This window comes from Planomonospora alba (assembly GCF_039534085.1).
Classification (GTDB): Bacteria; Actinomycetota; Actinomycetes; order Streptosporangiales; family Streptosporangiaceae; genus Planomonospora_B; species Planomonospora_B alba.
In genome coordinates, this window is record NZ_BAAAUT010000010.1 from 17,510 (window position 1) to 40,253 (window position 22,744).

20 protein-coding genes and 1 pseudogene are annotated in these 22,744 nt (G+C 75.0%); 14 read left to right on the plus strand and 7 right to left on the minus strand.

Translation table 11 applies throughout. The features are described 5' to 3' along the window. Positions 1–66 precede the first annotated feature (66 nt). Positions 67–1,626 (minus strand): MocR-like pyridoxine biosynthesis transcription factor PdxR, encoded by a 1,560-nt coding sequence (pdxR, locus tag ABD823_RS07770; RefSeq protein WP_344857311.1) that lies wholly within the window; start codon positions 1,624–1,626, stop codon positions 67–69. Between the two features lie 46 nt (positions 1,627–1,672). Between pdxR and ABD823_RS07775 the strand changes: the two genes are divergently transcribed. The 7 genes from ABD823_RS07775 (at position 1,673) to ABD823_RS07805 (ending at position 11,747) form a co-directional block, all read left to right on the plus strand. Then, positions 1,673–2,602, plus strand: a complete 930-nt coding sequence (locus ABD823_RS07775; RefSeq protein ID WP_344857312.1) for a DMT family transporter — start codon at positions 1,673–1,675, stop codon at positions 2,600–2,602. 50 nt (positions 2,603–2,652) lie between these two features. Continuing rightward, on the plus strand, positions 2,653–4,308 hold the full coding sequence (locus ABD823_RS07780; RefSeq protein WP_344857313.1) for a fumarate hydratase: 1,656 nt from the start codon (positions 2,653–2,655) through the stop codon (positions 4,306–4,308). A gap of 123 nt (positions 4,309–4,431) precedes the next feature. Continuing rightward, complete coding sequence (locus ABD823_RS07785; protein ID WP_344857314.1) at positions 4,432–4,992, plus strand: TetR/AcrR family transcriptional regulator; 561 nt, start codon at positions 4,432–4,434, stop codon at positions 4,990–4,992. Positions 4,993–5,215: 223 nt separating this feature from the next. Further along, on the plus strand, positions 5,216–7,126 hold the full coding sequence (locus ABD823_RS07790; RefSeq protein ID WP_344857315.1) for an alpha/beta fold hydrolase: 1,911 nt from the start codon (positions 5,216–5,218) through the stop codon (positions 7,124–7,126). Between the two features lie 122 nt (positions 7,127–7,248). Beyond that, positions 7,249–8,382 carry a serine/threonine-protein kinase gene (locus ABD823_RS07795; RefSeq protein ID WP_344857316.1) on the plus strand — a complete coding sequence of 378 codons (1,134 nt, stop codon included), beginning with the start codon at positions 7,249–7,251 and terminating at the stop codon, positions 8,380–8,382. Between the two features lie 35 nt (positions 8,383–8,417). Next, complete coding sequence (locus ABD823_RS07800) at positions 8,418–10,283, plus strand: serine/threonine-protein kinase (RefSeq protein WP_344857317.1); 1,866 nt, start codon at positions 8,418–8,420, stop codon at positions 10,281–10,283. A 72-nt stretch (positions 10,284–10,355) separates the two neighbouring features. Further along, on the plus strand, positions 10,356–11,747 hold the full coding sequence (locus tag ABD823_RS07805) for a class II fumarate hydratase (protein WP_344857318.1): 1,392 nt from the start codon (positions 10,356–10,358) through the stop codon (positions 11,745–11,747). 38 nt (positions 11,748–11,785) lie between these two features. Here ABD823_RS07805 and ABD823_RS34580 read toward each other — a convergent pair whose 3' ends face one another. Further along, positions 11,786–12,106: a helix-turn-helix domain-containing protein gene (locus tag ABD823_RS34580; protein WP_425566578.1), complete on the minus strand. Its 321-nt coding sequence runs from the start codon at positions 12,104–12,106 to the stop codon at positions 11,786–11,788. A 31-nt stretch (positions 12,107–12,137) separates the two neighbouring features. Between ABD823_RS34580 and ABD823_RS34585 the strand changes: the two are divergent. Further along, positions 12,138–12,284, plus strand: a pseudogene (locus ABD823_RS34585) (Tn3 family transposase); the annotation flags it as partial. 183 nt (positions 12,285–12,467) lie between these two features. Here ABD823_RS34585 and ABD823_RS07820 read toward each other — a convergent pair. After that, positions 12,468–12,794: a putative quinol monooxygenase gene (locus tag ABD823_RS07820; protein WP_344857319.1), complete on the minus strand. Its 327-nt coding sequence runs from the start codon at positions 12,792–12,794 to the stop codon at positions 12,468–12,470. Between the two features lie 163 nt (positions 12,795–12,957). Between ABD823_RS07820 and ABD823_RS07825 the strand changes: the two genes are divergently transcribed. Then, a complete protein-coding gene (locus ABD823_RS07825) occupies positions 12,958–13,755 on the plus strand; it encodes a TetR/AcrR family transcriptional regulator (RefSeq protein ID WP_344857320.1) in 798 nt (265 codons plus the stop codon). A gap of 38 nt (positions 13,756–13,793) precedes the next feature. Here the strand turns inward: ABD823_RS07825 and ABD823_RS07830 are convergent, their stop codons facing one another. Both ABD823_RS07830 and ABD823_RS07835 read right to left on the minus strand, forming a co-directional pair. Next, positions 13,794–14,114: a helix-turn-helix domain-containing protein gene (locus tag ABD823_RS07830; RefSeq protein ID WP_425566578.1), complete on the minus strand. Its 321-nt coding sequence runs from the start codon at positions 14,112–14,114 to the stop codon at positions 13,794–13,796. 314 nt (positions 14,115–14,428) lie between these two features. Further along, positions 14,429–14,782, minus strand: a complete 354-nt coding sequence (locus ABD823_RS07835; RefSeq protein WP_344857322.1) for an ArsR/SmtB family transcription factor — start codon at positions 14,780–14,782, stop codon at positions 14,429–14,431. A 55-nt stretch (positions 14,783–14,837) separates the two neighbouring features. Between ABD823_RS07835 and ABD823_RS07840 the strand changes: the two genes are divergently transcribed. After that, the gene (locus ABD823_RS07840) at positions 14,838–15,602 is read left to right on the plus strand and encodes an SDR family NAD(P)-dependent oxidoreductase (protein ID WP_344857323.1); all 765 of its coding nucleotides are present in this window, start codon (positions 14,838–14,840) and stop codon (positions 15,600–15,602) included. A gap of 87 nt (positions 15,603–15,689) precedes the next feature. After that, the gene (locus ABD823_RS07845) at positions 15,690–16,076 is read left to right on the plus strand and encodes a tautomerase family protein (RefSeq protein ID WP_344857324.1); all 387 of its coding nucleotides are present in this window, start codon (positions 15,690–15,692) and stop codon (positions 16,074–16,076) included. Between the two features lie 68 nt (positions 16,077–16,144). On the opposite strand, the gene ABD823_RS07850 is transcribed toward ABD823_RS07845, so the two are convergent. Then, positions 16,145–17,575 carry a serine hydrolase domain-containing protein gene (locus tag ABD823_RS07850; RefSeq protein WP_344857325.1) on the minus strand — a complete coding sequence of 477 codons (1,431 nt, stop codon included), beginning with the start codon at positions 17,573–17,575 and terminating at the stop codon, positions 16,145–16,147. 357 nt (positions 17,576–17,932) lie between these two features. Between ABD823_RS07850 and ABD823_RS07855 the strand changes: the two genes are divergently transcribed. Next, entirely contained in the window at positions 17,933–18,679 is a 747-nt protein-coding gene (locus ABD823_RS07855) for a TetR/AcrR family transcriptional regulator (RefSeq protein WP_344857326.1), read from the plus strand. Between the two features lie 181 nt (positions 18,680–18,860). On the opposite strand, the gene mca is transcribed toward ABD823_RS07855, so the two are convergent. Then, the gene (gene mca, locus ABD823_RS07860) at positions 18,861–19,724 is read right to left on the minus strand and encodes a mycothiol conjugate amidase Mca (protein WP_344857327.1); all 864 of its coding nucleotides are present in this window, start codon (positions 19,722–19,724) and stop codon (positions 18,861–18,863) included. A gap of 291 nt (positions 19,725–20,015) precedes the next feature. On the opposite strand from mca, the gene ABD823_RS07865 reads away from it, so the two are divergent. Both ABD823_RS07865 and ABD823_RS07870 read left to right on the plus strand, forming a co-directional pair. After that, a complete protein-coding gene (locus tag ABD823_RS07865) occupies positions 20,016–20,774 on the plus strand; it encodes a 3-hydroxybutyrate dehydrogenase (RefSeq protein WP_344857328.1) in 759 nt (252 codons plus the stop codon). A gap of 20 nt (positions 20,775–20,794) precedes the next feature. Then, positions 20,795–22,732, plus strand: a complete 1,938-nt coding sequence (locus ABD823_RS07870; RefSeq protein ID WP_344857329.1) for a helix-turn-helix domain-containing protein — start codon at positions 20,795–20,797, stop codon at positions 22,730–22,732. The last annotated feature ends 12 nt before the right edge of the window (positions 22,733–22,744 follow it).

Below are 22,744 nucleotides of genomic sequence, written 5' to 3' on the forward strand. Positions count from 1 at the left end.
CCGCCGTACCCGTCCCCCGGCCCCGCCGGGCCCGTCAGCCGGCGTGTCCCCTCCCCGGCTCGCCCGTCAGCCGGCGCGCCCGGCGGCCAGGTCCCCGGCCAGGGCGCCGACGACCTCGGCCGCGCGGTGGACCGGGAGCCGGGCGAAGCCCAGGACCAGCGCGGGAGGACCCGGCCGGTGGCGCATCGGGGCCACCGGCTCGGCCGCCAGGCCGCGCGCCCGGGCCGCCGCCGCCACGGCTTCCTCGTCCCAGCCCGCGGGCAGCTCGGCGAACAGGTGCAGTCCCGCGGAGACGCCCCACACCGCGACCTGCGGCAGGTGCCCGGCCAGCGCCCGGACCAGGGCGTCCCTGCGGGCCCGGTACTCCCGGCGCATCCGCCGCAGATGCCGGTCGTAGGCACCGGTCCGCAGCAGCTCCGCCAGCACGTGCTGCTCCAGCACCGGGGAGCCCATGTCCAGCTCCGCCCGCGCCCGCCGTACCGCCGCGGCGATGTGCGGCGGGGCCGCCACCCAGCCGAGCCGCAGCCCGGGTGCCAGGGACTTGCTGACGCTCCCGGCCAGGACCACGCGGTCCGGTGCGAGGCCCTGCAGGCAGCCCACCGGGTCGCGGTCGAAGCGGAACTCCGCGTCGTAGTCGTCCTCCAGGACCACCGCGCCGGTGGCGGAGGCCCACTCGATCAGCCCGGCGCGGCGGCGCGGGGAGAGCACGACGCCGGTCGGATAGTGGTGGGCCGGGGTGAGCAGCACCGCCCGCACCCCCGCCGCCGCCAGGGCCGCCACGTCGACGCCCTCCCCGTCCGCCGGGACCGCGACCGGTTCGGCGCCCGCGGCCCGCAGCAGCGGGAGCTGGCGCAGGCCGGTCGGGTCCTCGACCGCGAGCCGCACGCCGCGCGCGGGGACCGGATCCGCCGCCCGGCCGTGGAACCAGCCCAGGTCGCCGCCCGGGCGCCCCCGGGCCGAACGCCCGGCCAGCACCTGGACCGTGAGGCTGAGCCCCTGGGCGACCCCGCCCACGATCACCAGGTCGTCCGGGGTGACGTCGGCACCGCGGACCCGGCGCAGGTAGGCGGCCAGTTCCTCGCGCAGTTCCCGGACGCCGCCGGGATCGCCGTAGTCCAGCGCCTCGGAGGGGAGCACGGCGAGCACCCGCCGGGTCGCGGCCAGCCACTGCCGGCGGGGGAAGGTCCCCAGATCGGGCGAGGTGGGGCGGCGGTTGTAGCCGCATTCGGCGCCGGCGGACCCGGAACCCTGCGGCCGCGCGGCGGAGACGGGCCCGGCGGATCCTCGCGTCACCGGACCGGGCCCGGCGGCCGGCGGTGCCGCCGTCCGGGCTCCGGCCGGGGGAGCCGCGGTCCGGGCCGCGGCGGGGGCCACCCGGGTGCCGGAGCCGACCTTCGCCACCAGGAACCCCTCGGCGACCAGCTGTTCGTACGCCTCCACGACCACGCCCCGCGACAGGCCGAGGTCCCTGGCCAGCTCCCGGCTCGCGGGCAGCCGCGCCCCGGCCGCCAGCCTGCCCCGCCGTACGGCCTCGCGGAGCTCTCGGGTGATCTGCCCGGCGATGCCGCCCGCGGCCCGGTCGATGTCCAGATGGAGGTCGGCCAATTGGTCCTCTGCAATGCTCACGGATTGGACTGAGGGGGAAAGCCATTGGCTCCCTAGCATTCCCGGCATGAGCGATGCTGTCATCACCCGCACGTCCCTGCTGCGGGGTCCGGGCCAGGCGGCCGGGGCGATGTTCCTGGTCGGCACCCTGGCCGGGGTCTCCGGGCTGATCCAGGACTACCCCGTCCACGGCGGCCAGGCGCTGCGCTACCTGCTCGCCGCCGCCATCCTGCTGGCCGCCGCCCGGCTCGCCGGTCTCCGCTTCCTGCGGCCGGCGCCCCGCGAGGCCGCCCTGCTGGTCGCGCTCTCCCTCACCGGGCTGGCGCTCTTCAACGTCTGCGTGATCGAGGCGACCCGGCACGCCGGCCCCGCCCTGGTCGGCACCGTGCTCGGCACCGTCCCGCTGGTCCTCGCCCTGTCCGGCGGCCGCCCCTCCCCCCGGCTGGCGGGGGCCGCGGCCGTCGTGGTGGCCGGGGCGACCGTGGCCACGGGTCTCGGCGGCGGCGGACCGGTCGCCCTGCTCTGGTCGCTGGGCGCGCTGGCCTGCGAGGTCTGCTTCTCCCTGCTGGCCCTGCCGCTGCTACCCCGGTTCGGCGCGCTGCGGGTCTCCGCCTACACGGCGGTGCTGGCCGTTCCGCTGCTGGGCGTGTTCGGGCTGGTGGCGGACGGCGCCGCCGCGCTGCGCGTGCCGACCCCGGCCGAAGCGGCGGGCCTCGGCTACCAGGCGGTCGTGGTGACCGCCGTGGCGTTCTTCCTCTGGTACGACGCGCTGCCCCGGCTCGGGGCGCAGACGGCGGGGCTGTTCGCCGGGCTGATCCCGGTCGGCGCGATGGTGACGGGCGCGGCGCTCGGGTTCGGCGCGCCCTCGGCCGCCGAGCTGGCCGGGGCGGCCCTGGTCGTCACGGGCATCGCCGTCGGGCTCGCCCCGTCGCCCGGACCGGCCCCCGGACCGGTGGTGTCCCCGGTGGAGCGCCCGGCGGCAGGCCGTACCCTCTAGCAGGAACCGGCGAGAACCGGAAGGCCCCCGGCACGGAGGATCGAGAGACGATGCCCGAGTTCGACTACACCGACCTGCTTCCCCTCGGACCGGACGAGACGGAGTACCGTCTGGTCAGCAGGGAGGGGGTGCGCGTCGTCGAGGCCGCGGGCCGCAGGTTCCTGGAGGTCGAGCCCGAGGCGCTGCGCCTGCTCACCGAGACCGCGATCCACGACATCTCCCACTACCTCCGCTCCTCGCACCTCGCCCAGCTCCGCAAGATCATCGACGACCCCGAGGCCAGCGGGAACGACCGCTTCGTCGCCCTCGACCTGCTCAAGAACGCCTCCATCTCGGCCGGCGGCGTCCTCCCGATGTGCCAGGACACCGGCACCGCCATCGTGATGGGCAAGCGCGGCCGGCACGTCCTGACCGACGGCGCCGACGCCGAGCACCTCTCCCGCGGCGTCTACGACGCCTACACCCGGCTGAACCTGCGCTACTCCCAGATGGCCCCGATCACCATGTGGGAGGAGAAGAACACCGGCACCAACCTCCCGGCCCAGATCGAGCTGTACGCCGAGGACCCGGGCGGGCATGCGGACGAGTACAAGTTCCTGTTCATGGCCAAGGGCGGCGGCAGCGCCAACAAGTCGTTCCTGTACCAGGAGACCAAGGCCGTCCTCAACGAGAAGCGCATGCTGGCCTTCCTGGAGGAGAAGATCCGCTCCCTGGGCACGGCCGCGTGCCCGCCGTACCACCTGGCGATCGTGGTGGGCGGCACCTCCGCGGAGTTCGCGCTGAAGACGGCCAAGTACGCCAGCGCCCGCTACCTGGACTCCCTGCCCACCGAAGGCTCCCCCAGCGGGCACGGCTTCCGCGATACCGAGCTGGAGGCGAAGGTCTTCGAGCTCACCCAGAAGCTCGGCATCGGCGCCCAGTTCGGCGGCAAGTACTTCTGCCACGACGTGCGGGTGATCCGCCTGCCCCGGCACGGCGCCTCCTGCCCGGTCGCCATCGCCGTCTCCTGCAGCGCCGACCGCCAGGCCCTCGCGAAGATCACCCCTGAGGGGATCTTCCTGGAGAAGCTGGAGACCGACCCGGCCCGGTTCCTGCCGGACACCACCGACGACCAGCTCTCCGACGAGGTCGTGAAGATCGACCTGAACCGGCCGATGCCGGAGATCCTCGCCGAGCTGGGCAAGTACCCGGTCAAGACCCGCCTGTCGCTGACCGGCCCGCTGGTGGTCGCCCGCGACATCGCGCACGCCAAGATCGGCGAGCTGCTCGACGCGGGCGGCGAGATGCCGCAGTACATGAAGGACCACGCGGTCTACTACGCCGGGCCGGCCAAGACCCCCGAGGGCTACGCCTCCGGCTCCTTCGGCCCGACCACCGCCGGGCGCATGGACTCCTACGTCGAGCGCTTCCAGGCCGCGGGCGGCTCCATGGTGATGCTCGCCAAGGGCAACCGCTCCGCGCAGGTCACCGAGGCGTGCAAGAAGTACGGCGGCTTCTACCTGGGCTCCATCGGCGGCCCCGCCGCCCGCCTGGCCCAGGACTGCATCAAGAAGGTCGAGGTGCTGGAGTATCCGGAGCTCGGCATGGAGGCCGTCTGGAAGATCGAGGTCGAGGACTTCCCCGCCTTCATCGTCGTCGACGACAAGGGCAACGACTTCTTCGCCGACACCACCGGCCCGGTCCTGTCGATCGGCCGCCGCGCCTGACCCGCGGGGGCGCCGGCCGTACCGCCCCGGCGGTACGCCCGGCGCCGTCCTGGCGGCCGCCGGAGCGGATCCCGTACCCGCCCGGACTTGCCGAAAATATGAAGACCGGTCTATATTTTCGTCATGGGACAGAAGGGCGAGGAGACGCGCAGGCGCCTGCTGGACACGACGCGCGACCTGATCGAGACCGGCGGCTACTTCGGCGCGGGCCTGAACCAGGTGGTGGCGGCCAGCGGGGCGCCCCGGGGCTCGCTGTACTTCCACTTCCCCGGCGGCAAGGACCAGCTGGTCGGCGAGTCGGTACGGCGCGCCGGCCGGGAGGTCGGCGCGGAGCTCGGCGCGCTGGCGGAGCACGAGCCCGACGCCCCGGGCCTGGTCACGGCGGTGCTCCGGTTCCTGGGCGACCGCCTGGAGGAGTCCGGGTGGCGCAAGGGCTGCCCGGTGGCGACGGTGGCGCTGGAGATGGCCGCGGTGAACGACCCGCTGCACGAGGCCTGCTCGGAGGTCTACCGCGACTGGGAGGCGGCGCTGCGCGACCGCCTGGCCGCCGACGGCCATCCCGAACCCGACGACACCGCGGTCACCGTCCTCGCCCTGGTGGAGGGCGCGCTGCTGCTGGCCAGGGCGCACCGGAGCCGGGAGCCCCTGGACCGCGTCGCCCGCCGGATCGCCGCCCTGCTCTGAGCCGCTCCGGACCGCTTGCGCGCCGCTCCGCTTCCCGCGCCGGCCCGCTTCCCGCGCCGGTCCACCCCGGACCGCCCCTCCCCCGGCCGCCCCGCCCCGCGGCGCCCCGGATCGTCCGGTAACCCGCGGACGGCCCGGCGGCGGCCACCCGTGGAGACCGTGTCTTCACGGGTTTCGTCCGGCCAAAGAATATGTAGACCGATCTACTTTTAGGAGTGGTCGCATGACCCCCGACTCCATCGTCTTCGGCGCCGCCGGATTCGTCGGCCGCACCCTGGTGGCCGAGCTGCTCCGCCGCGGCCGCCGCGTCGCCGCCGCCGTACGCGGCCCCGGGGACCGGCTGACCTCCTGGCTCGCCGGGCAGGAGGTGGACACGGCGGGGCTGACCGTCGTCACCGGCGACGTCACCGCGCCCGGCCTCGGCCTAGCGGAGACCGGAGGGCTGGCGGAGGTGCGCGACGTCTACAACACCGCCGCCCGCTTCGCCTTCGGGCTGACCGTGCCGGAGGCGCGCTCCGTCAACGTCACCGGTGCGCTCCACGTGACCGACTGGGCCGCCACCCGGCCCGGCCTGCGCCGCCTGGTCCACGTCAGCGGCTACCGGGTGGGCGGCGGGCGGCCCGACTACAGGCGCGAGGGTGCCTACGAGGCATCCAAGAAGGAGGGCGACGCGGCCGTGCGCGCGCGGGCCGCCGAGCTGGGCGTCCCGCTGACCGTGGTCAATCCCGCCACGGTGATCGGCCCCGGGCAGTTCATCGGCCTGGCGTCGCTGGTGCGCGACCTCTGGTACGGGCGGCTGCCGGTCCTCCCCGGCGGGCGCGGCGTCTTCGTCCCCGTCGTCGACGGCGGCCACCTGGCCCGCTTCATGGCCGCGCTGCCCGAGCACGCGGAGACCGCGGGCGGGTCCTACTGGGTGCTCGACGACGCGACGCCCGAGCTGCCGGAGCTGGTCGCGCTGCTCGCGGAGCACCTGGGCGTGCCCGCCCCGCGCCGCTCGCTCCCCGTCGGGCTGCTGCGGCGGCTGCCCCGGGCGCTGACCGGCGCCGACCCCGAGACGCTGACGTTCCTGTCGGCCGAGCGGTACGACACCGGCCCCGCGCGGGAGTTCGCCGAGCGCGCGGGACTGCGCATGCCGCCGGTCGGCCGGGCCCTGCGGCACTGGGCCGACGACCTGGTCGCCGCGCGGTTCGGTGACGGACCTGCGTCCGGCCGGAGCACGGCGCCCGGGGACGCCGCCGCCGGGGCCGGGGGAGCCGGCGGCGGGGTGCCGGGCCCGGGGGGAGGCCCGCGGACGCGCCCGTACGGCTTCCGCGACGTCGCGGGCGTCAGGACCTGGGTGACCGGCGAGCCGGAGGAGCCCGCGTACGTGCTCTTCCACGGGCTGCCGCTGGACGCGGACTCGTGGGCGGGGACGGCCGGCCTGCTGGACGGCCCGGTCCTCGCCCCCGACCTGCCCGGCCTCGGCCGCTCCGCTCCGGCGGCGGCCGTTCCGCCCGGCCCCGGCCGGGCGGGCCGCGCGGGCTCCGCCTGCGGGGTGCCGGACTCCTGGACGGCCGCGCTGCTCGCGCCCGTCACCACCCGGCCGGTGCTCGTGGGCCACTCGCTCGGCTGCGGCCCCGCGCTGCGGTACGCCGCCGCCCACCCGGACCGGGTCGCCGCGCTCGTACTGGTCGCACCGGCGTTCCTCCAGGCGCCCGCCGGCCGGTTCCTGCGGTCGAGGGCGGCGGTCCCCGTACTGCGCCGCATGCCGCGGCGGCGGCTCGCGGACAGGCTGGGCGTCCCGGCCGGCGCGCTCGCGGACCTGGCGCGGCCGGGGGCGGCGCGGCGGGCGGCCGGGGCGCTGCGCGCGGGCCACACGGACCGGGAGGAGCTGCGGCTGCTGCTCGACCGCGTCGAGGTCCCGGTCGTGCTCGTCGCCGGGTCGGAGGATCCGCTGCCGGCCGACCGGGCGGCGGAGGTGATTCCCGGCACCGGGCACTACCCGCAGCTCACCCGTCCCGGCGAGGTCGCGCGGGTGCTCCGCGGGGTCCGCGCGACCGCCGACCGCGGAGACGGCGGGGACGGCGGGGACAGGGAGGACGGACCCGGGGTCCGGCCGTCCGGGCGCCGCCCGCGCGGACCGGTGGTCCGCTAGAATCCCACACCGTCACCCTCCGTCTCCGAACAGTCACATGCGAGAGAATCTGACCGCATCAGGCAAGAACTTTCGGCCCTGTCTCTACTGGTCGCACTACGCAAATCGGTAAGCTGCCCATCATGCGTGCGCCTTCCGGATACCTTCTCGCCGCGCGCTACCGGCTTGCGGAGCCGGTCGGACGCGGCGGCATGGGCACCGTCTGGCGGGCGCGCGACGAGCTGCTCGACCGCGAGGTGGCGGTCAAGGAGGTGCGGCTCCCCCTGGTCCTGGACGAGGAGCTCCGCGAGGAGCTGTGCGCGAGGACCGAGCGGGAGGGCCGGGCGACCGCGATGGTCGCGCACCCCTCGGTGATCACCGTCTACGACGTCGTCACCGAGGACGACCGCCCGTGGATCGTGATGGAGCTGCTCAAGGCGAGATCCCTGGAGCAGCTCGTCCAGCAGGAGGGCCCGCTCCCGCCCCGCCAGGCCGCCGAGATCGGGCGGCAGGTGCTGGGCGCGCTGCGCGCCGTGCACGCCAAGGGCATCCTGCACCGCGACGTGAAGCCCAGCAACGTCCTGGTGACCGCGGAGCGCGCGGTCCTCACCGACTTCGGCCTGGCCGCGCTCGAGGGCGAGGTCTCGATCACGCAGGCCGGCATCGTGCTCGGCTCGGCCGGCTACATCGCCCCCGAGCGGGTGCTGGGCTCCAAGGCGAGCCCGGCCGCCGACCTGTGGTCGCTCGGCGCGACCCTCTACACCGCCGTCGAGGGCCGCGGCCTGCACGGCCGCCGCACGGCCGCCGCCGCGCTGGCCGCCCTGACCAGCGGCGAGCCGATCCCCATGGAGAAGGCCGGGCCGCTCGCCCCGGTGCTCCGCGGCCTGCTCACGATCGACCCGGCCCAGCGGCTCGACCCGGTGCGCGCCTCGCTGATGCTCGCCCGGGTGGCGGCGGGCGGGGTGGCCGAGGAGCAGCCCATCCGCATCGCGGGCAAGGCCGTACGGCCTCCCGCGGCGCTCCCCGTGCCCTCGTTCAACCGCAGGCCGCCGCACCGGGGCCTGCACCGGGCGAGCGCGGCGCCCGCCCCCGAGCCCGGGCCCGCCCCGGCCCCGGTGCCGCAGCCGCGCCCGCACCGGCGGCCCGCGGAGGGCAACCACCGCAAACCGGCCGGTGCCCGGCCGGCGCCGCGTCCCTTCGTGCGCTTCATGTCGCCGGTCATCCGGTTGGTGCTCCCCCGCAGCCTCTGGCCCCGCGAGCTCCGCAAGCGCGGCTAAAGCGTTCTTCAAGGAGTAATCGCTATCTTCTTCTCATGCCGGAACAGCAGACGCGCGTGCTCGCTGGCCGTTATGAGCTGATCACCCCGCTCGGCCGGGGAACGATGGGCACCGTCTGGCGTGCCTATGACCGTTCCCTGGGCCGCGAGGTGGCGATCAAGGAGATCCGTCAGGAGCCCGGGCTCAGCGAGGCGCAGCGCACCGAACTGCGGGAGCGCATGATCCGCGAGGGTCGTACCGCAGCCCGCATCAGCCACCCGTCCGTCGCCACCGTCCACGACGCGATCATCGAGGACGGCAGCCCGTGGATCATCATGGAGCTGGTCCAGGCGCGCTCGCTGGAGCAGGTGGTCGAGGAGGAGGGCCCGCTCCCCCCTCGGCTGGTGGCCGCGATCGGGGTCGACCTGCTGGACGCGCTGCGCGCCGCGCACGCCCAGGGGATCCTGCACCGCGACGTGAAGCCCGGCAACGTGCTGATCACGGAGAGCGGCCGGGTGGTGCTGACCGACTTCGGCATCGCCAAGGCCGAGGGGGACACGAGCCTCACCCAGACCGGCATGGTGATCGGATCCCCCGGGTACACCGCGCCCGAGCGGGCGCGCGGGGAGCACACCGGCCCCGAGTCGGATCTCTGGTCGCTCGGCGCCACGCTGTACTTCGCGGTCGAGGGGCGCCCGGCCTACGAGCGCTCCACGATGGCCGAGACGCTCGCCGCGCTGATGACGGAGAGCGTCGACCCGCCGGTCCAGGCCGGTCCGCTCCGCCCGGTGCTCGAGCAGCTGCTGGAGAAGGACCACACGGCGCGGCTGACGGCCTCCCAGGCGATCGCCATGCTCCGGGCCGTGGCCGACACCCCGCTGTCCTCCGCGACCTCCCAGGAGTTCGCCGCCCAGGCGCCGCCCGCTTCCCGGGCGGGCGGCGCCGCGGAACCGGGCTTCCGGAACCGGCCGGAGAGCGGGCCCGCGGGCACCCCCGGCGGGCCCGGACCCGAGGACGACTTCGACGCCAACCGCACCATGATCGTCGCCCGGCCCACGCTGGGGCGTCCCCTCCCCCGGACGGACGCCTCCCCCGCCGCGCCCCATGGCGGGACCGGAGCCGTCCCGGCCCCGGGCGCCCCGGCGGCCCCCGGACCGGCCCCGACCGGCCCGGCACAGGGCGCCGGGCCCGGCCCTGCGGGCGGCTCCACGACTCCGCCGCGGGACGCCTCCGGCGTCCCCGAGCCGGGGCGGTGGGTCGCCGGAGGGGGCCGGCCCGCCGCGGGGACGGGTTTCCCGCCGCCGCGGGGCTCCGGAGCGCCCTCCCCGGACGACACCCCGACGCGGACCGGCGCGCTGCCCCCCTCCGGGGCTCCCGGCGGATTCCCCGGACCGGGCACGCCCGGCGGACCGCACGGCCCGGGAGCACCCGGCGGCACCGGCGGATTCGACCGGCAGGCCGGTCCCGGATTCGACCGGCAGGGCGGTCCCGGCGGTTCCCCGTACCCCGGCGGCCCCCACGGCGTGGTGACGCCCGGAGCCCTCCCCGGCCCCGGCGGGCCGGAAGGCCAGGGCGCGTTCGGCGGGCCGGGAGGCCAGGGAGGTCAGGGCGCGTTCGGCGGCCCCGGCGGGTTCGACCGGCCCGAGGGCCCGGGCGGGCTCCACCCGTCCGGCGGCCCCGCCGGTCCGGGCCGGTTCCCCGGACCGGGACCGCAGGGCCCGAACCAGCCGTTCCCTCCGGGTCCCGTACCGGGCGACGAGGACAGGCCCGGCCTGGGCACGGAGCTGTTCTCGGTCGTGGGGCGGAACGAGCCGCCCGCCGTACAGCAGAAGAAGCGCAGCAGCGCGCTGCTGCTGATGGGGGTGGCGACCGCCGCGCTGGTGTTCGTCATCATCCTGGTCCTGGCGATCCTGTCCGCCTGACGGCGACACGGGACGAGGCGGCCGGACCGATCCGGCACGACCGCCTCGTCCTCCGCGTTGCAGACTGGGTCCATGAGCGAGTACCGGATCGAACATGACTCGATGGGCGAGGTCCACGTCCCCGCCGGCGCCAAGTGGCGGGCGCAGACCCAGCGGGCGGTGGAGAACTTCCCCGTCTCGGGACGGGGGCTGGACAGCGCCCACATCGCGGCGCTCGGCCTGATCAAGGCGGTCGCCGCCGAGGTCAACGCCGAGCTGGGAGTGCTCGACAAGGAGCTGGCCCAGGCGATCGCCGAGGCCGCCACCGACGTCGCGGAGAACGAGTGGGACGCCGAGTTCCCGGTCGACGTCTTCCAGACCGGCTCCGGCACCTCCTCCAACATGAACGCCAACGAGGTCATCGCCACCCTCGCCGAGGAGCGGCTGGGCCGGCCGGTCCACCCCAACGACCACGTCAACGCCTCGCAGTCGTCCAACGACGTCTTCCCCACCTCCATCCACGTCGCCGCGCTGACGGAGGTGACCTACCACCTCATCCCCTCCCTGCGGCACCTGGCCACCGCGCTGCGCGAGAAGTCGCTGGAGTTCGACCAGGTCGTCAAGGCGGGCCGTACGCACCTGATGGACGCCACCCCGGTCACGCTCGGGCAGGAGTTCGGCGGATACGCCACCCAGGTGGACAACGCCGTCGCCCGCGTGCGGAGCGCGCTGCCGCACCTGGCCCAGCTCCCCCTGGGCGGCACCGCCGTCGGGACCGGGATCAACACCCCGCCGGGATTCGCCGTGAAGGTCATCGCCAAGCTCCGCGAGGCCACCGACCTGCCCTTCTGCGAGGCCCCCGACCACTTCGAGGCCCAGGGCGCCCGGGACGCGATCGTGGAGCTGTCCGGCCAGCTCCGGACGGTCGCGGTCTCCCTCAACAAGATCGCCAACGACCTCCGCTGGATGGGGTCGGGCCCGCGCGCCGGGCTCGGCGAGATCAATCTGCCCGACCTCCAGCCGGGCTCCTCGATCATGCCGGGCAAGGTCAACCCGGTCATCCCCGAGGCCGTCTGCATGGTCGCCGCCCAGGTCGTCGGGAACGACGCCGCCATCGCCTTCGCCGGCGCCTCCGGCAGCTTCGAGCTCAACGTGGCCCTGCCGGTCATCGCCCGCAACATCCTGGAGTCCATCCGGCTGCTGGCCAACGCCTCCCGGCTGCTGGCCGACCGCTGCGTGCACGGCATCACGGCCAACGCCGAACGGCTGCGCGAGTACGCCGAGTCGTCGCCGTCCATCGTCACCCCGCTCAACCGGTACGTCGGCTACGAGGAGGCCGCGAAGATCGCCAAGCAGTCGCTGGCCGAGCGGAAGACCATCCGCGAGGTGGTCATCGAGCGCGGGCACGTCGCCAGCGGCACCATCACCGAGGAGCAGCTCGACGCGGTGCTCGACGTGCTCTCCATGACCCGCCCGCCCGCCTAGTGCCGTGACCGGAAACGATCGCCGGGTTGGGTGAGGGTTCAAGCCGCGGTCGCAAGCGGCCGTCCGCCCCAGCGGATGCCCTTCTCGCTGCGGGCGCGGGCGCGTTCGCGTCGTTGGACGGCCAGCACGTCGGGGTGGCGGGCGCGGGCGCTGCGCCAGCGCAGGTAGGCGTGTAGCGCCCGGGTCCGGACGGTGTGGCCGGAATGGCTGGAGTTGGCCAGGGCGATCTCGTTGAAGCGATGGATCACATCGCGGGCAGTGTCCTCGTCGGCCTGGACCAGGCGGGCGATGACCGGGACGGTGTTGCCGCCGGCCGAGGCCAGCAGGATCATCGCCCGCCGATAACGCACCGTGCTCATCGCGTCGGCCGCGAATTGGGGCCTGGCACGGATGTCGGAGGCTTGCGGCGTGTCCTACCACGTGCTGGCCTGGACGCTGGAGCGGTACGTCCGGGAGGAGACGCCGCGCGAGGCCAACACCGCGATCGTCAATCACCACTACGGCCTGGAGCCGGCCAAGGTGTTCGGCGGCGGGACCATGTCCGGCTCGGATGGTCAGCGTTTCCCCGTGCGCGGCAGGAGCACGACCGCCCGCACCATGGTCATCCACGGCGCCTCCACCTTGTCCATGTCCGACCTCACGCCCGGCCCTGTCCGCGACCTCGGAACCCGGGTGCCGCCGAGAACACCGTATCGGGCGCGGCCGGGGAGCTTCGGCTGCTCACCGCTGGTGCGGGTCGGCCGGTATCGGGCTCCAGCCGTCGTGCTCGCTGTGGGCGCTGAGCATCTCCGGAGCCCCGGCGGTCATGTCCGGCAGTGCGGCCATCGTCGTCCTGAAGTGCTCGGAGTCCGTGTGCGCGGCCAACGCCTCGGGGTCGGTGTAGCCCTCGATCACCACATAGCGGTGCGGGTCGTCCACGCTCTTGGACCATTCGATCAGGACATTGCCCGGCTCCGCCCGGGTGGCCTTGGTGAAGTCCTCGATCAGCGAGAGCCAGGCCGCGTCCTGCTCGGGGCGCACGGTGAACTTGACAACGCTCAGAAGCACAGTTTTCTCCGGAATGACTAGTGATCTCGGTTCTCGGTCACGGACCGCGCGGCGCAGCTGGCGGCTGTCCGGAAGCGGCCGGGACCAGACGCTAACGACATCCGTCCGGGCTTGGCAGTGCCAAACTTATTTAACAGTGTCAGGCGAACAGTAGGGTGTCTCCATGACGGACGACCCCGCGGCCTCTGCCACCGGCCTGTCACCGCTCCGCCGGCGCCGGCGGGCCGCCGCGATCCGCGAGATCCTCGACGCGGCGCAGGAGCAAATCGCGCTGCACGGCCCCTCCGGCCTGTCCCTGCGATCGGTCGCGCGCAGCCTCGACATGACGGTGCAGGCGCTCTACCACTACTTCCCCAGCCGCGACGAGCTGATCACAGTGTTGATCAGCGAGGCCTACCACGACCTCGCCGACGCCGTCGCATCGGCGCTCGACACGGCACCACCGGATGGCGACCTGCCGAGGTTCGTCATCGCCGCGGAGGCATTCCGGCGCTGGGGGCTCGACCACCCCGCGCGCTTCCAGCTCATCTACGGAACGCCGCTCCTCCACTATCAGGCACCCGCCGATGGCCGCACGACCGCCGGCCCCCGCAGGATCGCGGCGCTCTTCATCCGCGAGCTGTTCGGAGCGTTCACGCAAGAGCAACTGGCCCGCACCGAGCTGCCGCCGCTGAGCCCCGAGCTACGCGCTCACCTCGCACAGTTGCCGCCCGAAGCGGTCGGCGGGCTTCCGCCGCAAGCCGCCGCCCTCTTCATCAGCCTTTGGGGCCACCTGCACGGCCTCGTGGTCCTGGAGGTGTTTGGGCACACCGCCTTCATCGGCCCGCTACAGGCGGAGATCTTCCGCAGCGCCATGCACACCCTGCTCGCCGACGCACGCCGCCGTGTACCCGCCCGGCCGGACCCCGATCCGGACGCGCCGGTTTCCCACGTGCCGCAAAGACGTCACGGAGCTGTCTAGTGCTGTGACCGGAAACGATCGCCGGGTTGGGTGAGGGTTCAAGCCGCGGTCGCAAGCGGCCGTCCGCCCCAGCGGATGCCCTTCTCGCTGCGGGCGCGGGCGCGTTCGCGTCGTTGGACGGCCAGCACGTCGGGGTGGCGGGCGCGGGCGCTGCGCCAGCGCAGGTAGGCGTGTAGCGCCCGGGTCCGGACGGTGTGGCCGGAATGGCTGGAGTTGGCCAGGGCGATCTCGTTGAAGCGATGGATCACATCGCGGGCAGTGTCCTCGTCGGCCTGGACCAGGCGGGCGATGACCGGGACGGTGTTGCCGCCGGCCGAGGCCAGCAGGATCATCGCCCGCCGATAACGCACCGTGCTCATCGCGTCGCGCCGCACGATCCGCTGCAGCTCCTGTCCTTCGGGGCCGGTGAGCCTGCGGACCTTGACCGGTTGCGTCACCTGGCCTCCTGAGTGCCGATCCCGAAAGTGATCAGCACCATCCGACTGGCAGGAACGGCTTACGCGCCAACCCGGTGATCATTGCCGGTCACAGCACTAGCCGGTCCCGGCCGGGCCGGGCCGGTGCTCACGTGCGGCGGAGGGCCGGGCGGCGGGCGGCCTCCGCACCCGCCGACCGCGTCCCTCCGGCCCGGACGGGCACGGATCCCACGGACCCCGCGGAGCGCCGCACGGCCTCACGCGGGGTGCGGGCCGTCCTTCACGCTCACCTGACGACCCACGTCCTCGTCCTCGGCGGCGGCGAGCACCGCCTCCAGCAGCCCGGGGAAGCGGGCCTGCAGATCCTGCCGGCGCAGGAGCACGAAACAGCGGGTGCCCTCCTGCCGGGTACGGGTCAACCCGGCATCGCGCAGCACCCGCAGATGGTGGCTGAGCGTCGACTTGGCCACCGGCGCGCGCAGCTCCCCCCAGCCGCGCTCCCGGCCGTCGGCCAGCACGCGCACCAGCCCGATCCGGATCGGGTCGCTGAGCGCGGCCATCACCCCGGTCAGCGCGATCTCGTCCACCTCGGGATGGTGCGCCCGTCTCATACCTGCCATGGTAATTTGTTCGATGTTTCACGAACATCGAACGAGAGGATGGGGAGTGACCGGCCGACCCGACGACCGCCTGCAGGACCATGCCGTGATCGTGACCGGAGCCGGATCCGGCATCGGCCGCGCCGCCGCGCTCGCCTTCGCTCGCGCCGGAGCGCGCGTGCTCGGCGTCGGCCGCCGCGTCGACGCCCTGCGCCGGACCGCCGCCGGGCATCCGGCCATCACCGTCCTGGCCGCCGACATCACCGCCGAGGGCGCGCCGCAGACCGTGATCGACACGGCGGTCGGGCTCTGGGGACGGCTGGACGTCCTGGTCAACAACGCCGGCGCCACCGCCGCCATGCCCCTCGCCGACGCCGACGCCGGGCGCATCGGCCGTCTCCTCGCCCTCAACGTCACCGCGCCCAGCCTGCTGGCTCACGCCGCGCTGCCGCACCTGCGCGCCGCCAAGGGCGCGATCGTCAACGTCTCCAGCACCTACGGCCACCGCCCGCTGCCCGGCGCCGCCCACTACGCCGCCTCCAAGGCCGCCTTGGAGCAGCTGACCCGCAGCTGGGCGCTGGAACTGGCCGCCGACGGCGTCCGGGTCAACGCGCTGGCCCCCGGCCCCACCGAGAGCGAGGCCCTGGCCGCCGCGGGCCTGCCCGACGCCGTGGTGGAGCAGATCAAACGGGACGAGGCCGCCCGCATCCCGCTCGGCCGCCGAGGCACGCCCGAGGAGGTGGCCGAGTGGATCGTGCGCCTGTCCGCGCCTGCGGCCACCTGGATCACCGGCCAGGTCCTCACCGTCGACGGGGGCCTGGAGCTCACCTGACCCATCCGGCCGCGGCCGGCGGCGCCACCGGCCGCCGGCCGCACCCCGGGCACCCGCCGGTCCCGGTGGTCTGGGAGACTCGGCGCCATGGCGCAGATCAAGTTCTACGGCCGGCGCGACGTGTGGGCCCCGCTCCGCCGGGAGCTCTCCGACGTCGTGCACGGCTGCCTGGTCGAGGCGTGGAAGCTCCCCGCGGGCAAGCGGTTCCACCGCTTCCTGCTGCTGGACGCCGAGGACCTCGTCTGCCCGGAGCGGAGCGAGCGCTACCTGATCGTGGAGATCGTCTGCTTCACGGGCCGCTCGGAGGGGGCCAAGCGGGAGCTGATCCGGACCCTGTACGCCCGGACCGCGGAGGCGCTCGGCCTGCGCACCGACGACCTGGAGGTCGTCATCATCGAGTCGCCCCAGGTGAACTGGGGCATCCGCGGCGTGCCCGGTGACGAGCTCGCGCTGCCCTACCCCGTCGACGTCTGACCCGGCGACCGGGATCCGCCCGGCCGGGGCGGACGGTCAGGACCGGCCGGGACCGGCCGGGACCGGGCTCACCCGACCTTGGGCGTCGCCCGCATGCCGACGTAGCAGCAGGGCGTTCCGTCGGCCAGCGTGGCGAAGACCACGGGCATGTGGTCCTCGCTGAAGGAGGGACCGGCGCCGGAGGCGGCGAAGACGGTCTCCGAGACCGGGACCAGGTCCGCCTCCAGGGGCGGTGACAGGTCCTTCATGCCGTCGACGAACTCGTAGCGCAGGTGCGGCGTCCCGTCCTCCTTCCGGGTGACGGTGATGACCACGCCCTCGCGCCGGTAGGTGCCGAGGAACGGGGTGGCGTCGACGACGGGCGGCCGCGGGGGCGGGCCGAAGGGCGCGGGCATCGTCACCCCGGCGAGTTCGGCCAGGAGCTCGCGGAACAGGTCGGCGTAGAGCAGGCGGGCGCTGCCTCCGTTGGTCATCAGGGCCACGGCCACGCCCGCGTGCGGGACGACCCGCAGGTAGGCGTACTGGCCGACGGCGGCGCCGTCGTGGCCGTAGCCGGGGACGCCGTCCCAGTCGTACAGGGTCCAGCCCAGGCCCCAGCCGTCGGCGCTGACGGTCCACTTGTCCGGCACGTCCGCCTCCCTGCGCTGCATGGCGGCGACGGCCCCGGCGGACAGGACGCGGGTGCCGTCGGGGGCCAGGCCGCCGTCCAGGTGCATCCGCGCGAAGCGCACCATGTCCCCCGCGGAGGTGATGACGCGGCCGTACGGGCCGGCGGAGCGCGGCATCAGGTCCCACTCGGGCGCCGGGTCGGGGTCCGCGCCCGGCTCGCCCAGGTGGCTCATGGCCACCCGGAAGCGCAGCGCCTCCTCCGGCAGCGTCACCGAGCGCTCCAGCCCGAGCGGGGCGAAGACCATCTCCTTGAGCGCCCGGTCCCAGGTCATGCCGGTCAGCACCTCGACGAGGCGGCCGAGCACGACGTATCCGAGACCGCCGTAGGAGATCACGGTGCCCGGCGGGCAGTCCAGCGGCACTCCGCGCGCGGCCTCGACGTACTTGGCCAGGCAGTCGTCACCGCGGCCGCTGTCGTGGTTGAAGTCGTTGGTCACCCCCCCGGTGTGGGACAGCAGCCGCCGGACGGTGATGGCCCGGGTGGCCTCGGGGTCGGGGGTGGCGAACTCCGGCAGCACGTCGGCGACCCGGGTGTCCAGGCCGATCCGGCCCTCGTCGATCAGCCGCAGGACGAGCGTGGCGGTGTAGACCTTGGCGATCGAGCCGGACAGGAACACCGAGTCGGTCGTCGTCGCCACGCCGGTGCCGCGGTGCAGCACCCCGGCGGCCAGTTCGTGGACCCGCCCGCCGACCAGTACGGCCAGCGACGCCCCCGGCACGTGGTGGGCGGCGCGCAGTTCGTCCAGTCGCGCCTGCCAGTGGGCGGCCCGGAAGTCCCGGCCCCGCCCTCCCCGGTCTCCGCCGTTGCTCCGGTCCGGCTGCTCGGACATGTCTCCTCCTCCTGTGCGCGGTGCGCGGGGCGCCGGGGCCGGCGGTCCGCGGTCGGAACGGGCGCGCACCGCGCCGTCCCGGCGTTCGCCCGCCCCGGAGGACCCGGGCCGGGAGAACGCTGTACTCGTCTTGCGAACAATGTACGCAAAGAGTCGGGCGTACGCAACGTGATGGCTGCACTCATCCGAAGAGGGCGCCCGGCGAGGGGCCGGACCGGGCCCGGCCGGATCGCGTGACGGCACCCCGCTCCCGGCGTCCCGGCCTTCCACCGGGACGTCACCCGCGCGGACGGGGCGTGCACAGACGTACGCACAAGCGCACATCGTGCGCTACGGTGACCGCGAAGGAGGTCGCCCGTGCCCGCAGACAAGCCGCCCGTCCCCTCGGTGTGGACCCGCCCGCGCGCCACCCGGGAGCGTCCCGCGCTGAGCCGGGAGCGGATCGTCGCCGAGGCCGTACGGCTCCTCGACGAGGAGGGGGCCGAGGCCCTGAACATGCGCAACCTCGGCACCCGCCTGGGCGCCGGGGCCACCTCGCTCTACCGGCACGTCGCCGGCAAGGACGAGCTGATCGAGCTGGTCGTGGACGAGGCCTACGGCGAGGTGCGGGTGCCCGAGGCCGACCCCCCCGGCGACTGGCGGGGCGCCCTCGCCGAGGGCGCCCGCAGCCTGCGGGCGATGATCCTGCGCCATCCCTGGATCGCCCCGATGCTCGGCCAGGCCGGCCTCGCCACGCTCGGGCCGAACCTGATGCGGCAGTCGGAGCGCATGATCACCCTGTTCCGGGCCGCGGGGTTCCCGCCGGGCGAGGCCGACCAGGCCATGAACACGCTCATCGCCTACGTCATCGGCATGGCCACCAGCGAGGCGGCCTACCTGTCGATGCTCGCCCGCAGCGGGCGGACCGAGCAGGAGTGGGCCGAGAGCCTGCGTCCGGTCGTCGAGCAGGCCATGCGGGACCATCCCCGCCTGCGCGAGGCGCACGCCGCCCAGCACGGCGGCGACCCGGAGCGCGTCCGCGAGGAGGGCTTCGGCTACGGGCTGGAGCGCGTCCTCGACGGCCTCCAGGCCAGGCTCGGCCCGGCGGGCGGTTCCGCCGGATGACCGGGCGGGCGCCCGGTGCCCGCGGCCCGCACGCCGCCCCCGCCGGGACCGCTCCCGGCCGCCCGCCCGGCCTCCGCAGGGCGCCTTCCGCGGGCGCGCCGGCCGGCACGGAACCGGCGGCGCCTCCCGCGCGAGCACGGGGCGGCGCGGAACCGGGGACCCCGGCTCCGCGCCGCCCCGGTCACCGCCGGATCCCGGCGAACAGGTCCGTCTCCGGCAGCTCCGTCTCGACCAGGGACCGGGCCAGCTGGTAGTCCTCGGTGGGCCAGACCTCCCGCTCCAGGTCGCGCGGGGTGGCGAACCAGGGGCCGTCGGGGTCGATCTGGGTGGCGTGCGCCTTGACCGCCCGGTCCCGCGTCTCGAAGTGCTCGTCGCAGGTCACCCGGGTGGTCACGGTCAGTTCCGGCATGCCGTCGAACCAGTCGTCCGTCACCTCCTCGGCCAGCGGGTGGGAGAGCCCGCGGGCGCGCATGCCCTCGTGGATCGCGGTGAACCACTCGCGGGTGAAGGACACGATGTAGTAGAGCTTGAGCGGCTGCCACGGCTCCCCGGTCCCGGGGTAGCGGTCCGGGTCCCCGGCCGCCTCGAACGCCTCGACCGCGACCCGGTTGGTCATGATGTGGTCGGGGTGCGGATAGCCCCCGCTCTCGTCGTAGGTGACGATCACGTGCGGCCGGAACTCGCGCACCGCCGCCACCAGCGGCTCCGCGGCCACCGCCGGGTCCTGCAGGGCGAAGCACCCCTCCGGCAGCGGCTCTCCCTCCCCCGGCAGACCGGAGTCGACGAAGCCCAGCCAGCGGTGGCCGACGCCGAGGATCGCGGCGGCCTCGGCCATCTCCTTGCGCCGGATCTCCGCGATGTTCTCCTTCACCCCCGGCCGGTCCATCGCCGGGTTGAGCACGTCGCCGCGCTCTCCCCCGGTGCAGGTGCACACCAGCACGTCCACGCCCTCGGCGACGTAACGGGCCAGGGTGGCCGCACCCTTGCTCGACTCGTCGTCCGGATGGGCGTGCACGGCCATCAGGCGCAACGGGCTCGCGGTCATCGATCGCCTCCAGTGTGGGCCCGGCCTCCGGGACCGGGGCCCTCGGCTCGCATCCTCCGCCGGCGGGGTCGCGCCGGACCCTCCGACCCTAGATCAGCACTACGACATTTCCGGCGCCCGGCCGCCCGGCGGGTGCGCGCCCCGGCCGCCCGGCGGGGTATGCGCCCCGGCCGTCCCGCGGACGCGCGCCCGCCCGCCCGGCGGGTGCGTGCCCGCCGTACACAAGCCGGGGGGAGGGTATGTCGGCGAGGGACATGGGAGGGGGCGGGGCGATTGCCTAGATTCGCCGACATGACAGACCTGACGGGGCGGCGGGCCGTGGTGACCGGAGCGGGCAGCGGGATCGGGCGCGCCTGCGCGCGGCGGCTGGCCGCCGCGGGGGCGCACGTGGTGGTGGTCGACGTGGACGCCGAGTCCGCCGGGAAGGTGGCCGCCGAGGTCGGCGGGACCCCGGTGACCGCGGACCTGACGGCGCCGGACTTCACCGGCGCCTTCCCGCCCGGCCTGCTCGCCGGGACGGACATCGTGGTGAACAACGCCGGGTTCCAGCACGTGGCGCCCGTCGAGGAGTTCCCCCCGGAGGTCTTCTCCGCGGTCCTCAAGGTCATGGTCGAGGCGCCGTTCCTGCTGGCGCGGGCGGTCCTGCCCGGCATGTACGCCCGGGGGTGGGGCCGGATCGTCAACGTCTCCTCGGTCCACGGCCTGCGCGCCTCGCCGTACAAGGCCGCCTACGTCGCGGCCAAGCACGGACTGGAGGGCCTGTCGAAGGTCATCGCCCTGGAGGGCGCCGCGCACGGGGTCACCTCCGTCTGCGTGAACCCCGCCTACGTGCGCACCCCGCTGGTGGAGAAGCAGATCGCCGCCCAGGCCGAGGCGCACGGGATCGGCCCGGACGAGGTCGTCGAGCGGATCATGCTGGCGCCCGCCGCGGTCAAGCGGCTGATCGAGCCCGAGGAGGTCGCCGAGCTGGTCGCCTACGTGTGCGGCCCGAACGGTTCCTTCATGACGGGGGTCTCCCTGCCGGTGGACGGCGGCTGGACCGCCCGCTGAGCCCGGCCACAATGAACGGTATGAGCGCGCGGGTCTTCCTCGAACTACTGGCCAGGGAGGCGTCGGCGGTCGAGTTCGAGGGCCCCGTGCTGGCGGCCAGGACCGCCGGGGCCGACGCCGCGGCCCTCGCCGAGCTGGAGGAGGCCAAGCTCGCCGCGCTGAAGGTCCGCACGCTGCTGCGCCGCCGGGCCAGGCGCGAGGCGGAGCTGTCGGCGCTGTTCGACACCGCGGGCGACCTGGCCGCGCTGCGCGACCTGGACGCCGTGCTGGAGGCCATCGTGCGCCGGGCCCGGCAGCTGCTCGGCACCGACGCCGCCTACATGACCCTGCACGACCCCGACCGGGGCGACACCTGGATGCGCGTCACCGACGGCTCCGTCTCGGCCAAGTTCCGCGCGCTCCGGCTGCCCATGGGCGCCGGGCTGGGCGGGCTGGTGGCGCAGACCGCCACGCCGTACTCCACGGCCGACTACTTCGCCGACGAGCGCTTCCGCCATATGCACCACATCGACGACGCGGTGCAGGAGGAGGGGCTGGTCGCCATCCTCGGCGTCCCGCTCAAGCTGGGCGCCCGGGTCATCGGGGTGCTGTTCGCCGCCAACCGGAGCGTGCGCCCGTTCACCCAGGACGAGGTGGTGCTGCTCGGCTCGCTGGCCGCGCACGCCGCGGTGGCCATCGACAACGCCCGGTTGCTGCAGGAGACCCGCAACGCCCTCGAGGAGCTCAGCCAGGCCAACCGGAGCCTCAACGCGCACAGCGAGGCCGTGGAGCGGGCCGCGCTCGCGCACGACCGGATGACCGGGCTGGTGCTGCGCGGCGGCGGGGTCGAGGACGTGGCCGCCGTGGTCACCGAGGTGCTCGGCGGCTCGCTGGCGGTGCTGGACGACACCGGCCGGCCGATCACCGGCGACCTCGGCGGGCCGGGCGCGCCAAGCGGTCCGGACCGGCCGGGCGGGCCGGGCATGTCCGGCGGGCCCGGCGGCACCGGAGGCGGTCTGGACGCCGCCGCGCTCGCCGAGGCCGCGCAGTCGTCCCGGGCGCTGGGCCGCACCGTCCGGCGCGGCGACCTGCTCGTCGCCTCGGTGGACGTCGGCGGCGAGCCGCTGTGCACGCTCGTGCTGCGGACCGGCGGCCCGGTCGCCGACACCGACCAGCGCATCCTGGAGCGGGCCGCGCTGGTCACCGCGCTGCTGCTGCTGTTCCGCCGCACGGTGGCCGAGGCGGAGGGACGGGTCCGCGGCGAACTGCTCGACGACCTGATCTCCCGGCCCGGCCTCGGCGGGCTGGTCGAGCGGGCCCGCCGGGTGGGCGTGGACCTCGACCGCGACCACGTGGTGGTCGTGGTCCGCCACGACGGCGGGCGCGAGCGCGCGGCCTTCTGGGCCTCCTCCCGGGCCGCGGTGGAGCGCGGGCTCGCCGCCCCGCGCGGGGACGAGGTGGTGCTGCTGCTCCCCGGGGACGATCCCGGCCTGACCGCCAAGCGGGTGGCGGCCGAGCTGAGCGCCTCCCTCGGTCAGCCGGCCACCGCCGGCGCCTGCGGCCCGGTGCGCGGCATCGCCGGAGTGGCCGCCGCGCACCGCGAGGCACGGCGCTGCGCCGACGCGCTGCGGGCGCTGGGCCGGTCCGGGGAGGGCGCGAGCGCGGCCGAGCTGGGCTTCGTCGGGCTGCTGGTCGGCGAGGGGCGCGACATCGCGACGTTCCTCGACTCGGCCCTCGGCCCGGTGATCGACTACGACGCCCGCCGGGGGACCTCGCTGGTCGGCACGCTCACCGCCTACTTCGGCACGGGCTGTTCGCTCTCGCGCACGGCGGAGGCGCTGCACATCCACGTCAACACCGTGACCCAGCGCCTGGAGCGGATCGGCCGCCTGCTGGGGGCGGACTGGCAGGACCCGGAGCGCGCTCTGGAGATCCAGCTCGCCCTGCGCCTCCACCGCCTGGGCGCCGCCGGCTCCTGAACGCCCCGGCGC

Excerpts from the sequence above, each read along its gene's own strand:
- mca (WP_344857327.1), bottom strand. The coding sequence starts at position 19,724 with ATGACCGCGAGCCCGTTGCGCCTGATGGCCGTGCACGCCCATCCGGAC.
- ABD823_RS07805 (WP_344857318.1), top strand. The coding sequence starts at position 10,356 with ATGAGCGAGTACCGGATCGAACATGACTCGATGGGCGAGGTCCACGTC.
- ABD823_RS07870 (WP_344857329.1), top strand. The coding sequence starts at position 20,795 with ATGAGCGCGCGGGTCTTCCTCGAACTACTGGCCAGGGAGGCGTCGGCG.
- ABD823_RS07865 (WP_344857328.1), top strand. The coding sequence starts at position 20,016 with ATGACAGACCTGACGGGGCGGCGGGCCGTGGTGACCGGAGCGGGCAGC.
- ABD823_RS07825 (WP_344857320.1), top strand. The coding sequence starts at position 12,958 with ATGACGGACGACCCCGCGGCCTCTGCCACCGGCCTGTCACCGCTCCGC.
- ABD823_RS07850 (WP_344857325.1), bottom strand. The coding sequence starts at position 17,575 with ATGTCCGAGCAGCCGGACCGGAGCAACGGCGGAGACCGGGGAGGGCGG.
- ABD823_RS07775 (WP_344857312.1), top strand. The coding sequence starts at position 1,673 with ATGAGCGATGCTGTCATCACCCGCACGTCCCTGCTGCGGGGTCCGGGC.
- ABD823_RS07800 (WP_344857317.1), top strand. The coding sequence starts at position 8,418 with ATGCCGGAACAGCAGACGCGCGTGCTCGCTGGCCGTTATGAGCTGATC.
- ABD823_RS07835 (WP_344857322.1), bottom strand. The coding sequence starts at position 14,782 with ATGAGACGGGCGCACCATCCCGAGGTGGACGAGATCGCGCTGACCGGG.
- ABD823_RS07830 (WP_425566578.1), bottom strand. The coding sequence starts at position 14,114 with ATGAGCACGGTGCGTTATCGGCGGGCGATGATCCTGCTGGCCTCGGCC.
- ABD823_RS07845 (WP_344857324.1), top strand. The coding sequence starts at position 15,690 with ATGGCGCAGATCAAGTTCTACGGCCGGCGCGACGTGTGGGCCCCGCTC.
- ABD823_RS07790 (WP_344857315.1), top strand. The coding sequence starts at position 5,216 with ATGACCCCCGACTCCATCGTCTTCGGCGCCGCCGGATTCGTCGGCCGC.
- ABD823_RS07795 (WP_344857316.1), top strand. The coding sequence starts at position 7,249 with ATGCGTGCGCCTTCCGGATACCTTCTCGCCGCGCGCTACCGGCTTGCG.
- ABD823_RS34580 (WP_425566578.1), bottom strand. The coding sequence starts at position 12,106 with ATGAGCACGGTGCGTTATCGGCGGGCGATGATCCTGCTGGCCTCGGCC.
- ABD823_RS07780 (WP_344857313.1), top strand. The coding sequence starts at position 2,653 with ATGCCCGAGTTCGACTACACCGACCTGCTTCCCCTCGGACCGGACGAG.
- ABD823_RS07785 (WP_344857314.1), top strand. The coding sequence starts at position 4,432 with ATGGGACAGAAGGGCGAGGAGACGCGCAGGCGCCTGCTGGACACGACG.